Annotated in this window: 13 protein-coding genes; 7 read left to right on the top strand and 6 right to left on the bottom strand. The window is 46.0% G+C overall.

Annotated features, from left to right (window positions below; all coding sequences use genetic code 11):
* The first annotated feature begins 291 nt into the window (after positions 1-291).
* The 3 genes from purE (at position 292) to L1D44_RS11685 (ending at position 2,227) form a co-directional block, all read left to right on the top strand.
* A complete protein-coding gene (purE, locus tag L1D44_RS11695) occupies positions 292-795 on the top strand; it encodes a 5-(carboxyamino)imidazole ribonucleotide mutase (protein WP_220768368.1) in 504 nt (167 codons plus the stop codon).
* A gap of 324 nt (positions 796-1,119) precedes the next feature.
* Complete coding sequence (locus L1D44_RS11690) at positions 1,120-1,677, top strand: sigma-70 family RNA polymerase sigma factor (protein WP_239890916.1); 558 nt, start codon at positions 1,120-1,122, stop codon at positions 1,675-1,677.
* A complete protein-coding gene (locus tag L1D44_RS11685) occupies positions 1,667-2,227 on the top strand; it encodes a hypothetical protein (RefSeq protein ID WP_239890820.1) in 561 nt (186 codons plus the stop codon). Before L1D44_RS11690 ends, L1D44_RS11685 begins: the two co-directional genes overlap by 11 nt.
* 106 nt (positions 2,228-2,333) lie before the next feature.
* Here the strand turns inward: L1D44_RS11685 and L1D44_RS11680 are convergent, their stop codons facing one another.
* Positions 2,334-2,750 (bottom strand): hypothetical protein, encoded by a 417-nt coding sequence (locus tag L1D44_RS11680; protein ID WP_239890819.1) that lies wholly within the window; start codon positions 2,748-2,750, stop codon positions 2,334-2,336.
* Positions 2,751-2,953: 203 nt separating this feature from the next.
* Here L1D44_RS11680 and L1D44_RS11675 point away from each other — a divergent pair, with 203 nt between their 5' ends.
* From L1D44_RS11675 to L1D44_RS11660, 4 genes are all read left to right on the top strand, one after another.
* Positions 2,954-6,229 (top strand): S41 family peptidase, encoded by a 3,276-nt coding sequence (locus L1D44_RS11675; protein ID WP_239890817.1) that lies wholly within the window; start codon positions 2,954-2,956, stop codon positions 6,227-6,229.
* 310 nt (positions 6,230-6,539) lie between these two features.
* Positions 6,540-7,682 (top strand): HlyD family secretion protein, encoded by a 1,143-nt coding sequence (locus tag L1D44_RS11670; RefSeq protein ID WP_239890815.1) that lies wholly within the window; start codon positions 6,540-6,542, stop codon positions 7,680-7,682.
* Positions 7,672-8,745, top strand: coding sequence for a DUF2955 domain-containing protein (locus L1D44_RS11665; protein WP_239890813.1), 1,074 nt, complete (start codon positions 7,672-7,674; stop codon positions 8,743-8,745). The genes L1D44_RS11670 and L1D44_RS11665 overlap by 11 nt, the downstream gene beginning before the upstream one ends.
* Positions 8,746-9,081: 336 nt before the next feature.
* Positions 9,082-9,666 carry a hypothetical protein gene (locus L1D44_RS11660; protein ID WP_239890811.1) on the top strand — a complete coding sequence of 195 codons (585 nt, stop codon included), beginning with the start codon at positions 9,082-9,084 and terminating at the stop codon, positions 9,664-9,666.
* 92 nt (positions 9,667-9,758) lie between these two features.
* Here the strand turns inward: L1D44_RS11660 and L1D44_RS11655 are convergent, their stop codons facing one another.
* From L1D44_RS11655 to L1D44_RS11635, 5 genes are all read right to left on the bottom strand, one after another.
* On the bottom strand, positions 9,759-10,205 hold the full coding sequence (locus tag L1D44_RS11655) for an OsmC family protein (RefSeq protein ID WP_239890809.1): 447 nt from the start codon (positions 10,203-10,205) through the stop codon (positions 9,759-9,761).
* Between the two features lie 270 nt (positions 10,206-10,475).
* Entirely contained in the window at positions 10,476-10,949 is a 474-nt protein-coding gene (locus L1D44_RS11650) for a hypothetical protein (protein ID WP_239890807.1), read from the bottom strand.
* A 253-nt stretch (positions 10,950-11,202) separates the two neighbouring features.
* A complete protein-coding gene (locus L1D44_RS11645) occupies positions 11,203-11,529 on the bottom strand; it encodes a DUF3325 domain-containing protein (protein WP_239890805.1) in 327 nt (108 codons plus the stop codon).
* A 3-nt stretch (positions 11,530-11,532) separates the two neighbouring features.
* Positions 11,533-13,167 carry a PepSY-associated TM helix domain-containing protein gene (locus L1D44_RS11640; protein WP_239890803.1) on the bottom strand — a complete coding sequence of 545 codons (1,635 nt, stop codon included), beginning with the start codon at positions 13,165-13,167 and terminating at the stop codon, positions 11,533-11,535.
* Between the two features lie 3 nt (positions 13,168-13,170).
* Positions 13,171-13,470: a hypothetical protein gene (locus tag L1D44_RS11635; RefSeq protein WP_239890801.1), complete on the bottom strand. Its 300-nt coding sequence runs from the start codon at positions 13,468-13,470 to the stop codon at positions 13,171-13,173.
* Positions 13,471-13,938 lie beyond the last annotated feature (468 nt).

Genomic DNA, 13,938 nt, shown 5'->3' with positions numbered 1-13,938 from the left:
CCAGATGAGAGTTTAGTTGTTACAGTGATTCTTGATTATGAGAGCTGGGTTACACTTGTCTGAGCCCCTAGCATAGCGGGCTTAACAATGAAGTCACTTTTGTGAGTTCAATTAAGTATGTGTAATTTTACTGGTTTGTTATACATATGTATTAATAAGTTATTTGCAGTTGAGGCCAACCTTAGGGATAATTGCGCCGCAGGCTTGGGGGAAGCCTGTTTACTAAGTGCGCTAAATTTCATTATAATGCGCGCAAATATAATAATGTACCGCCCTACGCAAGGACTTAAAATGAGCAAACCATTTGTTGCAGTATTAATGGGATCTGATTCAGATCTGCCTACAATGCAAGCCACCCTCGATGTGCTTAAAACTTTCGAAATCAACTTTGAAGCAAAGGTAACTTCTGCGCACCGTACGCCTGCAGCTACGCATGCCTATGTTACTGATGCCGAAGCGCGTGGTTGTAAAGTCTTTATTTGTGCTGCAGGTCTTGCTGCGCACTTAGCCGGTGCTGTTGCGGGTATCACTACTCGTCCAGTAATCGGTGTTCCAGTTGATTGTGGTCCACTACAAGGTCACGATGCACTTTTATCTACCGTCATGATGCCTGGCGGCGTTCCTGTAGCAACTGTTGCTATCGGTAGTGCTGGTGCTAAAAATGCGGGTTACCTAGCAGCTCAAATGCTAGCCGTTGGCGATGATGCACTTGCTGCAGCCGTAAAAGAAGAGCGCGCTAAGTCTGCTGAAGCTGTTCAAGCTAAAGACGCTGCTCTACAAGCTAAATTAGCTTAATTTAACTGGCTCTTGGCCAGTCAATATCAAATGCCGCCTAGATAATTATTTAGGTGGCATTTTTTATGAGGAAAGTGGTTCAAGCAATTTACAGAAAGTTTTGCTGCCTCTTGCCGCTTCAAATTTTTGCTCCTCACTTTTTACTGTAAATCCTCGCTACCAGCCTAATACTCAGCCCGTGACCTAAGCACTTGCAATCTAAGTTAAACTATACAAAGCTTAGCGGTCGATAATGTGTAAAATTTTTTAGCTAAGGAAGATACCGTGGAGCAACCTTTGCCCTCAGTCGAACCGTCCAATGAGGTCGATTCAGATCAAGCCTTGATGTTGCAATATGCAGCCGGTAGTGCTCGAGCGTTTGAGTTACTTTACCGTAAGCATAAAGGTCCGCTATACCGATACTTCGTTCGTCAAATCTATGATCAACAGTTAGCAGAAGATCTCTATCAAGAGACTTGGAGTCGCGTGATAAAGGCGGCCAGCAGTTATGAAACCAGCGCTAAATTTACCACTTGGCTGTATCGAATCGCTCATAACCTGATAGTCGACCACGTAAGAGCCGTTAAGCCTGTGAATAGTTTCACAGAGGTGTTTGAGCCTGAGCAAGATACAGAGGCTCAACTCAGTAATGATGACTTTAACCCTGAAGAGCAGGAGTTAGATAGACGAAAATCAACGCTGCTTAAAGGCTGTGTGGCCAATTTGCCACAAGTGCAAAAAGAGGCATTTTTGCTTAATGTCGAGATGGGCTTTACCGCAGCGATTATCGCCGATATTGCAGGGGCGACCCTAGAAGCGACGAAAAGCCGTATTCGTTACGCCTATAAGGGACTTAAGGATTGCGTTGACTTGAAATGGCAAGGAGCTGAGCATGACAGATAAAGAGCATGAAGCAGTAGAGGCTGAAATTAAGTCGCTTTATCAAAAAATTGATAAAGAGCAACCCTCAACAGAGCTCGATGAGCAGATCTTAAATATGGCGCGTAGTCGAGTCGCTAAGCCTGTTCAGAGTCAATCTTTTTGGCGTAAATATCGCTGGCCATTATCTTCAGCTGCATCTGTGTTAGTGGTCGTAACCCTGTTTGTAATAAATCCAGCGATGAAAAGTGGCGATGTGTTAGAGCAAGGGGAGCCAGTGATGATGTCCTCTCCGCCTAAGCCACAGATGATGCGCTCGATGGACGCGCCTAAGCAAATGGCTGAGCAATTGGATGACAACGTTATTCAGGCTGTGCAGAACAGTGCTCCTGTGGATGCTGATTTAACGGCGCAACTGGATAATATCGAACGGCTTATCAGAGACAAAGAGATAGCAGAAGCTTATGACTTGCTTCAGCAGTTGGCAGAGCAAGCACCGCAGTTGCTACAGGCGACTCACCCGCTTAATGATAGGTATCTTAAGTTACGCAAAGCGGTGATGTCGGGGCATTAATTGCTATCTCGTTCGCAGTGATTGGTATAAAACCTTGATTAACGCACAGAATAAAGCCCGCTATCGCGGGCTTTGTTCTATCTTTAATTGTTGAAGTGCCTCAGCATTAAAGCGATTTGAACCAGTCCCAAATCCCAAGGGAAGTCCCCTCAAACAGGTCAATACCTAACATAGATTTTAGCAAGTAGAGTAGAAGCAACCCCAAGGCTACAGACATTAAGATAAACGCAACAATGCTGAGCAGGAAAAGGGCCAAGGAAAGTTGCTTCTCTTTACGACTGTATGCACGTTTATTGCGTCCAAACAGGAAGACATAGAAAAAACGCCAGCCAATAAAGGGAAGATAGAAACTGCCACGATTATCTATCATATGTTTCTGCCAGCGGTTATTCATTAATGCTCGCCTAAGATAGAGTAATTGGGTTTCAGAATAACTTTCCGCATGAACTCTAGGCATGTTTCCTAAAGCGCGATTAACGCGAATGTCATCTTTTTGTGATGGACGGACATACTCTCTTGGCATTAATACCTCATACAGTAAAGGCGCTAACTTTAAGCTTAGCAGTTATTAATTAGCGGAAACTAAGCAAGTTTTGCTTAATATTTCTTAAGCGGGTAAACACATTTGCTAACTACTTATTTGGTAGTATTTTGCTGCTGTATTGTGAAAAGTTTGCTACCTTATTGCCTCAATTAAGAACAAAAACAATAGGATTGCTAGCTCAGATGAAACTCCGTCACTCTCTCGCGTGCTGTATGCTTGCCTTAGGCACGATTAATCTCTCCCCCGCTTTCGCCACGCAGTCCACTGTTAAGCCAGGTTACTTTCGTGCGCCAGCATTGAACCAGCAAACCTTGGTATTTACGGCGGAAGGGGATCTCTGGACCCAATCTTTGGCTGATACTAAAGCGACACGTCTAACAAGCTTACCAGCACAGGAGTTAGGGGCGACGATCTCCCCCGATGGACAATCTGTGGCCTATACCGCCAACTACGAAGGCTCGACCGAAGTCTACGTTATTCCCATTGCTGGTGGGCAAGCGAAGCGGGTGAGCTTTGAAAACAGCCGCGTGCGTGTTCAAGGTTGGACTGCCGATGGTAAGGTGCTTTATTCAACCGATAATGCCTTCGGCCCAGCTAACTACTGGGTATTAAGAACCGTTGATCCAGAAACCTTGATAACAACCGATCTTCCGTTAGCCGATGCAATTGAAGGTGCGATAGACGACAAGGGGCAGTACGTCTATTTCACTCGATTTGGCCTGCAGACAACGGGGGATAACGCCAAGGTTTATCGTGGTGGTGCTAAAGGCGAGCTGTGGAAATTTAAATTAGGCAGTAAACAAGAGGCAACACCTCTGACTCAATCCCACCAAGGCTCTGTAAGACAGCCTATGTTATGGCAGTCGCGCCTCTATTTTATTAGTGACAGTGATGGTAATGACAACATTTGGTCAATGGCGACAGATGGAAGCGATCTACAGCAGCACACTCATTATAAAGAGTGGCAGGTTCGTACGGCTCGATTAGATCAAGGTCGTATCGTGTTTCAGCAAGGGGCAGATATAAAGCTATTTGATATCGCTTCAGGGAAAGATCAGCTCCTTGATCTTGAGCTCGTTTCCGATTTTGCCCAGCAGCGGGAGCACTGGGTAAAAGAGCCGATGAAGTACGCAACCTCGACACGGTTAGCCCCTCAGGGCGATAAGGTGGTGATCACAGCTCGCAGCCATGTCGCGATAGCGGGCACCGATGGTCAGCGTCTAGTAGAAGTTGCCTTGCCGAAAAACAGCCGTGTTCGCAGTGCGATAATGAGTCAAGATGGTGCTTGGATCTACGGTATTAGCGATGCCTCTGGCGAGCAAGAGGTCTGGCAGTTTGCCGCCGATGGCAGTGAAAAATCTAAGCAACTGACAAAAGATGGTAAAAGCCTAAGGCTTAATTTGCATCAGTCTCCGGACGGCCGCTACCTTGCCCATGATGATTATGACGGTAATGTTTGGTTACTCGATCTGAAAAAGGGCAGTAATAAGAAGATCATCAGCCAAGGTGAGGGGCTTGGACCGTATGCCGATATCGTCTGGTCTGGTGATAGCCGTTTTATCGCCTTAACCAAGGCAGAGATGGGCAAGGCAAGGCCACAAATTGTGCTGTATTCGCTAAAGAAGGAGCGCGCTGAATCTTTGACGAGTGATAAATATGAGTCGTTTTCACCGAGCTTTAGCGCCGATGGTGACTGGTTATACTTTTTGTCTAACCGACAGTTTGTCTCAACGCCTAGCTCGCCTTGGGGAGATAGAAACTTAGGCCCGATGTTTGATAAGCGCACGCAAGTGTTTGCTATCGCTCTGAATGAAGATGCACGCTTTGCCTTTCAAAAGCCAAATGAGCTGATGTCTGCCCCACAAGCCGATGACGATGAGGTAGAAACTAAGGTCGAATGGGATGGTTTAGCCAGCCGTTTATGGCAAGTGCCTGTCGCCGCCGGTAACTATGACTCGTTGCAGATGGCAAAAGATAAGTTCTATCTGCTTGATACGTCAACGAGTGGTAAGTCGACGCTGAAAGTGGTTAAGTTCGATGCCCTAAGCCCTAAGGTTGAGACCTTCTCTAAAGATGTTGGCGAGTACCAATTGTCTCAAGATGGTAAGAAGCTGTTTATCCGTAAGCAGTCAAAGCAAGGCAGCGAGATGTTGATCGTCGATGCAGGTGACAAGCTACCTAAAGAGCTTAAGCAAGCTAATGTACAGACCGAACTATGGCAACTTGCGATTGAGCCTGCGGCTGAGTGGCAACAGATGTATGAAGATGCGTGGTTAATGCATAGGGACTCTTTCTATGACAAGAGCATGCGCGGATTGGACTGGCAGGCAACCAAGGCCAAGTATCAGCCTTTGGTTGATCGACTCACAGATCGTCATGAGCTCAACGATATCTTTATGCAGATGATGGGCGAGCTGGACTCACTGCATTCTCAGGTGCGTGGTGGTGACAGCCCTAAAGATCCTAACAAGGCTAAGTCGGCAAGCCTAGGGGCACGATTAGAGCAAACTAAAGCGGGCGTGGTGATTGAGCATATCTATCAGGGCGATCCTGAGTTGCCAACACAGGCGGCTCCGCTGATGCAGATGGGCGTTAATGCAAAAGTAGGTGATGTAATAGTCGCCATCAATGGCAAAAAGTTAAGGAATATTGCCGATGTAACAAGGCTTTTGCGTAACCAAGACGGCAAACAGGTCTTACTCACGCTAAAGCGCGGTAGCAAAACCCACCAAACTATCATTAAACCCGTTACTGCTTCTAAGAATGCCAAGCTCAGATATGTAGATTGGGTACGTCACAACAGTGATGAAGTGGCTAAAAACAGTGACGGCAAGATAGGCTATTTGCACCTGTATGCTATGGGCAGCGGTGATATCGCCAGCTTTGCTCGAGAGTTTTACGCTAACGTCGACAAGGATGGCTTGATTATCGATGTGCGCCGTAATCGCGGTGGTAATATTGATAGCTGGATCATCGAAAAGTTACTGCGCCGTACATGGGCATTTTGGGCACCGACCCATGGCACGCCATCGGGTAATATGCAGCAGACCTTTAGGGGCCAGCTGGTGGTGTTGACCGATCAGTTGACCTATTCTGATGGCGAAACCTTCTCGGCCGGTGTAAAGGCGCTAGGTATCGCTCCGTTGATCGGTAAGCAGACGGCGGGCGCAGGTGTATGGTTATCTGGTCGTAATTCGTTGACAGATAAAGGCATGGCACGAGTAGCCGAATATCCACAATATGCGATGGACGGCAGTTGGATCATTGAAGGGCGCGGGGTGAGTCCCGACATAGAGGTCGACAACTTACCTTATGCGACGTTTATGGGAACAGATGCCCAGCTCAATAAAGCGATTAGCTATTTAAAGGGGGCCCTGCAAGCGCAACCTGTTCCAGAGCTAAGGCCAAAGCCTATGCCGACAAAGGGGATGGCAGAAGACGTTCATAAGGCGTTTTAAATAAGTACCACGCCAATCGTTTTACATTGAGGTTGGCTTTACTTCTCCTTTTGGGCGTTATTAGCAATAAGTTAATAATGCCCATTTTCTTATCTATGGCATCAAGCTTGCTGCTAGTCAGCTATCATTTCAAGGTGTTTTATTAATCGATAGCTCATTAAATATTTTGCAAAAATTATTGAAAGCTAACTGTTTAAGGCACTAAACTGGATAAAAATAGTTCAAAGATTAGGGTGTTAATAGACACCAATATTGAGGCCTGTACTAATGGTCATTAGATACAGGCTTATCGGCTACTAAAGGGATGAGTATGACTGAAGATAAAGGTGTGAGTGGGAATGACGCCGCTAATGATGAGCTCAGTAAAGAGGCCGAGCAGACAGCAAACAAGAAAAACACAAAAATTCGCAAAGCGACCAATATCATCTTAATTGTTGTCAGCTTCTTATTTGTTTTTCACCTTATCGCAGATAGATTCATCCCCTCAACCGATCTCGGCCGTATTCGCGGTTATGTGGTCCCCATTAGTCCTCAAGTGTCCGGTGAAATCATCGACATCTTAGTGGAGCCTAACACCCTCATAAGACGCGGGGATGTACTGGCCAAAATTAACCCAAAAGATTATGAAATTGCGCTGCACCAAGCAGAGCAATCACTCAAGAAAGCCGGGCAAAATGTCGGTGCTCAGACGGCCAATGTCGCTGCGGCTCAGGCGAAAGTGACTAATGCAGAGGCCAACCTGAAAAATGCCCAGGTTCAATCTAAGCGTATTTTTGCCATGGTTGACAGAGCTGTGATGTCACAGGCGGATGCCGATAATGCCAGAGCCGAGTTGACTAAGGCTGAAGCCGGTGTCGCTAGCGCCAAAGCGGATTTAGCTAAAGCTGAGGAGCGTTTAGGCGCAGAAGGTGAGAACAATACAAACGTGAAGTCGGCGCTATTGAGCTTGGAGAAAGCGCAGCTGGACTTGGCTCGTACATCCATCACGGCACCAACCGATGGTGTTGCCTCAAACTTCAGGTTAAAAGAGGGCATATACGCCAGCGCTGGCCAGCCTGTGATGACCTTTATCTCATCGGAAGATGTGTGGATAGAGGCATATTTTAGAGAAAACAGCTTAGGCAATATGAAACCAGGTGATGAAGTTGAGTTTGCTCTCGATTACGCTCCCGGTGAAGTCTTTAAGGCTAAGGTCGGCAGCATCGATTACGGTATCGACTGGGGACAGAGTGAGCAGACTGGTAAGTTGGCGCAGGTATCGGGTCAAACTGGTTGGCTACGTCAATCCCAGCGCTTCCCAGTTACCATTGTGCTGCCTGCCAATGAAGCAGTGGGGTTAAGACGTGTCGGTGGTCAAGCCGATGTGATTGTCTACACCAGTGATAGCAGTGTCATCAATCTATTTGGTAAGTTCTGGATCCGCCTCGTGAGCTGGTTCTCTTATGTCAGATAGCAAACGAGCTGACAGCTCACTTGCAGTTGCTAATGCTGCACAAGCTGTGACGCAAGAGGCCATTTACACTCGTAGGGTGCTGCGTTTCACCCTTGGAATAGGTCTCGCCGTTGCTGTGTCAGCTATTTGGGCATGGCCGCTCGCGTTTATCGTGCCGGTATTTGTGGCTAAGTTTTTGGTTGATAGGCAAGAGCCCACAATACAAACCGTGTATGAGCTGCTTATCTCGATGATCTGTACTATTGGCTTAGCCTGGTTGGTAAGTTTTGGGCCGACTCACTATCCTATGGTGTTACTGCCACTGCTCGCCATGATGATGCTGTGGGGCTATTACCTGTTTAGCGACCCTAAATGGAACTTCTTTGCCACTATTTTTATCGTGGCGACGCTGCTACTGCCTTATTTGAGTTTACTACAGCCCGGAGCCGCAATTCTTGTTGGCGTGGGATTAAGTTTTTCAGGTGTCGTCGCTGTGGCTATATTCGCGTTACTTCACGCCTTGTTACCCGACTTGTCTCCTAAGAAAGAGCAATTAGCGGATGCTGTTCAGAGCCATGATGAACGAACCCATGAGGCATTTCGCGCGCTTATTATCGCTTTTCCTGTGATCTGTTTCTTCTATTTCTTAGAGATCTCGGGTGCGCTGCTAACCATGATTTTTATTGCTATTTTGTCTTTGCAGGCCGCTGGGGCTAAAAGCGTTAAGGTGAGTCTATTCCTGCTGGTCACTAACGGTATCGGTGGTGCCTTAGCGGTTGTGTTTTATAACTTACTCACCATAGTGCCAGAGGTCCAATTTTATATCGGTATGTCAATGCTAGCGGCTTTATTTTTCGGGCAAAAGATCTATGCCGATCCAGCTAAAGCCCCTCTCTATGCCGGTATTTTATCGGCACTATTGGTGGTTGTAGGCTCAACGGCATCGTCTACGGATAAAGATGTTGCGGTGAATTTTTATCTTAGGATCTTGCAGCTATTTTTAGTGGGCGTTTATATGATTTTTGCCTCCTTCTTCTTAGAGTCCAGAGATTGGAAGTTCTTGAAAAAACGCAACAGCTTATAAGTCAGCGTAATCCGGCTTTTTTATCGGCTGATAATAACTTGTTAGCGAATGGTGTCACCAAAGGGCAATTATTCAGTCGTGATAAGCAATAACATAGAGTCCAGTACTTACAGTGTGAGGCAGTCGATAGCTTGGTTGTTTTTAACAACCTTAATTAATTGAGTATGCGCCTCAGAGATAAAGCTTGATAAAGGATTGGTTAAGCTAAATTATGATATATAACTGAATCAATAACTTGGTTCATGTGCTATATGTTAAATGGCGCAAGTTCATAAGCACCACATACTACGAGAGTGTATCGAACACTCATCAATATCTACCGATAAGGATGAAACTATGTTTCGACTAAACAAACTTAAACTGGCAGCCGTCGCCCTACCTGTATTACTTGTTGGTTGTGCGACGGGTGATACCCCAGAATCTAAGAAGATGCATGCGAGAGAAGAGACTCAGTCAGCGCTCCAGGAGATCTATACCGAGCATCCAGCGGCGAAAACGGCAGTGGCTAACTCAGTTGGTTATGTGGTGTGTACCGGTAGTAATAGCTATCTGTTTGCCTTATCGACTGGCGGTGGAATTTGCGTGCTACATGAAGGTAGCAAGCTCTCTTACTATCGCTTCGCAACCGGTGGTGTTGGTGCGGGCATTGGCTGGAAGCAGATGGCGTTCGTTCAAGCCTTTACCGAGCGTGATGCATTGACGCGTTTTAAAGAGTCGGGCTATGAAGGGCAGGCTCAGGCTGAAGCCAGTGCCGAGTATGAGGGCAGCGGTGAGCAGGCATCGGCAAACCAGTCGGTTGATGTGTCTGGTGTGAAGACTTACCAAGTTAACTTGATGGGCGCAGCGGCTCAGGCTACGGTTCAAGGGTATAAGTATTGGGAAACTGACTTTACCGATGACTTCGTTGAGAACGATGGCTAGCACTCACATATCTAAGCAGAAAAGCTAGGTTATGACCTAGCTTTTTTTATGCCTGGATCTGTACCGCCTAGAGATAAGTTTGAGCGACCTCTTTAGTATTTAATTTCAAACTGAATGTCAGGGTTTAAGCTATTGGCTATAAAACAGTTTTCGTGAGATTTCTCATGAATTTTAGCGATGATCTCTTGGTCGACTTCAGTGGCAAATTCGATCTCTGGACATAGGACTATCTTACTAATAAAGATTTTACCTGCCCCATTCTTGCCAAGCTCGGCAAAGGCATTGTCTTTATAGGACAGGATAGGCAGGCGCTTTAGGTGTGCGATTGTCAGAAAAGTTAGCATATGGCACGAGGACAACGCGGCGAGTAGGCTCTCTTCTGGATTTATATTAGCGGCATTGCCGCTATATTCCGGTGCGGATGAGGCTTGGATCTGCTGCCCGCTACCAAAGCTAATCTGGTGGTCACGGCAAAAGCTTTGGGGATCGTTAATAGGCTCCTCAGCGGCGCTCCAACTGAGGTTAATATTAAAAGTCATACTGTTAACTCTTCTAGTAGATGGATATGCGAATACATGACTAATGACTAGGGGGGAAGTGTTTAAGCTAACTCTTTGAGTCAATAGATTGCAACTGCAAATAACTAAAGTGGAGTGTACTCGTAGAAGGGAGTTGATAGCTTGATTTTAATCAACTGCAGGAATTTACTTTGGTGTGTTCCTTGAGAGATAGCAGCTTAGTAACATAGCGAGTTCCAACTCTGCTTATGCTTATGTGTCACCTAGGTTGTTGTAAGGTGTTTAAAGTGCTTATATTTTATTGCTGTTCTGGCTGGTCTCTACATAAGTTTGCATGCTCGCTATCTGCTGTTGCTGGGCCTTAGCGTTCACCGTAGCAGCGCGAGCATCGTCATTGTTTGAGAGGTAATAAGCTGTCGCAGGGGAGACGTTATTGTCACGACCTGTGGCAATATTCGCCATATCGGCATAGACCTGGTACTGCATCTTTGCTTTTTTATATTCCACATAGCCTTCAATTTTTTGCCCTTCGTTAGGCAGTTTTGGTTGCACGGGGAGTGTCTGTGGAGGATTGGATTTTAGCCCTTGGTTGCAAAGCGCAATAGATTGAGGGCTCAGAGTGACGGTATCGGTTTGCAACACTGGAGCATTGTTTGGTTTAGGCGCTTGCTGCCTGTGTGGGGAACTTGGACTGACTTGTGCTTGGCTATTTGAAACAAGGCCATTTGAAACAAGGGGGGATATCGGCGGATTTGAATCAAGCATGAACTCTCCAAGTCGGTCTTTTATGAGGATCACCTTAGCGTTTATTAGCTGAATACAAGCTGAACCGTGTTCGACTCCTTCGTGTTGGTATTGAGAGCAAAAAGCCTTTTGCACCAGCTTAAAACTAACGCAAAAGGCTTATCGATGGCGTGACCTTGAGAATACAGAACACCTTGCTGAGTTGTACTCAGCTTACGCTAATCTGATTCGCTGAATTCTGGCTGGCTACATTTTAATTAACGTCCAGCTATCATTAGTTTAATCCGAGCAAAATAGAGCTAAATAGGGTACTCAATGCCATAGAGTAAGGTAAGAACTTAGCTCGATAGCTCAGCATTAGAATGACCAACAGCCCTGCAAAAGAGAGTAGGCCAAAGAATAAAATGCTGCCGTAAGCGGCGCCGAGGTTAGCTATACATCCCCAATAAGTGCCTGCGATGGCTAGCCACCCGGCAATATATAAAACTTTAGCCTGCATCGGGCTCGGCGCGCGACCAAAAGTATCCCGATAGTGGGAAAACATAGCCAGAGCTAATAACCCAAATGCGAGGTAGCTAAATCCTAAGAGACTTATTATCACCGCTTATACTCCTTCTTTCGTCGCTGGTGAGGCATCGATGGTAACCTGACGGCCTTTACTGACTTTTCTCTTTGGTGTGACAGCTTGTTTGGCTACTAGTTTCGTTCGAGCAAAAAAGAGTGACATGCCGATAAATACACACATTAAATCAAAGCCCACTAACGGCCACTGATTTTGGGCTATGTTGCTTAATAAGTGACTACTGGAGGTCAACGCATTTAAGGCTGGAATGGCGACTAAGCTTGCTGCCGTCACGGTTATGACAAGACGCCAGGCGGTCAAAGTTCGGTTAAAGCAAGCCAACAGCGCGACAGCCGCAAGTGTAATGAAGAAGGTGTTCACTTCCCATTGTGCGCGATTGACCATGTCCACTGGCAATAGCCTGTTAGCGTAGAAAAAGGCGGCAGTCGCAAGTGGTAGACCAGTAATAAATGTTAGGTTTAGCCCCTCGACTAGGCGTAAGCCAAGGCTAGGTTTGGCACCTTGTTTTATCTGCTTTTGCTGTTTCTGGCGAATTTTCACCGCCCAGAGTAATGTCCCGGTTGTGATCATGGCGCAGCCTAACACACCGCAGATGAAAAACAGTGCGCGCAATATCGGCTCGGCAAAGCGTCCAGTATGCAGGGCGATAAGCGTGTCATGGGTATTACGCACACCTGAGCCTGGCTCTACACCTGGGTTAAGCAATTCGGCATTAGTGCCATTAAAGGTAATGGCGGTTCTTCTATCGGTAACGGCTTCACCCGTTTCTTTATAAAAGTTTACTCGGCTGTTTTGATCGCTCGGGTTATTGATTACCACCTGTTTGAGTGGTGCTTGCCCCCAGAGCTTCTGAACTTGCGGGAGCAGTGCCGTCAATGAGACCGTTTGCGCCTCAATGCCCACGGGTTTAACGAGTACTCGGCTCGGTCTAAGCTCCTTGCTAAAGCCTTTAAAGTCACCATCGTAGGCAGTGATAACACTCCATGGCATATACATCACCATCAGTGTTACAAGCCCTGTGTAGGTGATCATTAGATGATAAGGCAGGGCAATAACCGAGCTTACGTTATGGGCATCTAGCCATGAGCGACTGCCTTTGTTACGTCTAAAGCTGAAGAAGTCTTGAAAGATCCGCTTATGAATGACGATGCCACTGATCAGTGCCACAAGCATAAACATGGTACAGAAGCCTACGATCCAGCGAGCAACCTTTGCGGGCATGTAATGGAGGTCGAAATGCAAACGATAGAAGAAGTGTCCGCCTTTAGACTCACGCACTTCGCTGATTAACTTATCACCTTCGATTGGTACAATATGTTCAACAAACTGACCGCGACGCTGCCCCGCTTCAGGCTGTGTTTGCCAGCCATAGCTCATATAAGGTTTACGATCCGTTGGGAAGTTGACTCGCCAGTCTCGTGCATCCGGAGCATGTTCAGTTAAATAGCGCTGAGCACGTTCAAGCTCAGTGGCAACTTGGCTAGCATCATATTGCTGGAACACGTTTTTATGTAGCTCTGGCTTGCTCCATAGTGTCATCTCATAGCGGTAATAACTTAAGGTTCCTGCAAAGAACACTAGCAATAGTACCCAGCAAACGAGCAAGCCTACCCAGGTGTGCAGCCAAGTCATGCTACGAAAAAAAGTTTCTTTCATTGTTTAACCTATCAGGCGAGTAAGCAGGTAAAAAAGGCCGCTAAGTAAAAGCAGATCGCTTAATGCGCGCCAGTGATTGTGAACACTAAATGCCCATATTCCAGCGGTTGCGTAGACAGCAAACGACAACATCATGGCCGTGAGTACATTGTCTAACGGCGAGAAGGGAAGGGTTAGGGCAAGCAAACCTGATACTGTGGCGGCTAAAAGGTAGCCTGCAAAAATAGCGGAAAAGGCACGAAAGCCTATCTTTAACCTTTCCGAATCCAGTGTTTTAGGTAAGGATATTTTTATAGTTTGCACTTCTAGGTATACCTAATTTTACTTGTAAGTTTACAAGCAGCTAAAAAGTTAACTGCATTCTACATTAAATAATGCAATTGAGAACTGTTTTCATTCGTGTTTAGTTGCGAGGACTACAAACTGAGATATAGCTCTCAAATACGTTGCTTATTCGCGAGCCTAAGGGGCTGAGTATTGCTTAATCTAGAGCGATTTTTCAGCTAGTGAATGTGAAGGTTTTTGTTTGTAAGTGTCTGATTGGGAGTAAATGTCGAAATAAAACTAAATTTATTTGAGTAAAGAGTGATAAAAATCAAGCTAAAGCAAATTTTTTTGTCTAAATTAGTAGAGGAACAACGAGATTAGATTGCTGTTTGCTAATGCATTGTATCCTTATGAACACCACAATTAGCTTATGTTTTAACCATGTTTAAGTGATTACTTGATTAAAACTACCAATATAACAAAATGTGTCTTTCCCCTATACAG

It is taken from the genome of Shewanella sp. Isolate13, assembly GCF_022398325.1.
In the GTDB taxonomy this organism is placed as follows: Bacteria; Pseudomonadota; Gammaproteobacteria; order Enterobacterales; family Shewanellaceae; genus Shewanella.
Note: the sequence above shows the minus strand (reverse complement) of the source record. Positions and strands in the feature narration are given on the sequence as shown.

Coding starts and splice junctions, on each gene's coding strand:
- L1D44_RS11675 (WP_239890817.1), top strand. CDS start 2,954: ATGAAACTCCGTCACTCTCTCGCGTGCTGTATGCTTGCCTTAGGCACG.
- L1D44_RS11655 (WP_239890809.1), bottom strand. CDS start 10,205: ATGACTTTTAATATTAACCTCAGTTGGAGCGCCGCTGAGGAGCCTATT.
- L1D44_RS11680 (WP_239890819.1), bottom strand. CDS start 2,750: ATGCCAAGAGAGTATGTCCGTCCATCACAAAAAGATGACATTCGCGTT.
- L1D44_RS11690 (WP_239890916.1), top strand. CDS start 1,120: ATGTTGCAATATGCAGCCGGTAGTGCTCGAGCGTTTGAGTTACTTTAC.
- L1D44_RS11670 (WP_239890815.1), top strand. CDS start 6,540: ATGACTGAAGATAAAGGTGTGAGTGGGAATGACGCCGCTAATGATGAG.
- L1D44_RS11685 (WP_239890820.1), top strand. CDS start 1,667: ATGACAGATAAAGAGCATGAAGCAGTAGAGGCTGAAATTAAGTCGCTT.
- L1D44_RS11650 (WP_239890807.1), bottom strand. CDS start 10,949: ATGCTTGATTCAAATCCGCCGATATCCCCCCTTGTTTCAAATGGCCTT.
- L1D44_RS11660 (WP_239890811.1), top strand. CDS start 9,082: ATGTTTCGACTAAACAAACTTAAACTGGCAGCCGTCGCCCTACCTGTA.
- purE (WP_220768368.1), top strand. CDS start 292: ATGAGCAAACCATTTGTTGCAGTATTAATGGGATCTGATTCAGATCTG.
- L1D44_RS11640 (WP_239890803.1), bottom strand. CDS start 13,167: ATGAAAGAAACTTTTTTTCGTAGCATGACTTGGCTGCACACCTGGGTA.
- L1D44_RS11665 (WP_239890813.1), top strand. CDS start 7,672: ATGTCAGATAGCAAACGAGCTGACAGCTCACTTGCAGTTGCTAATGCT.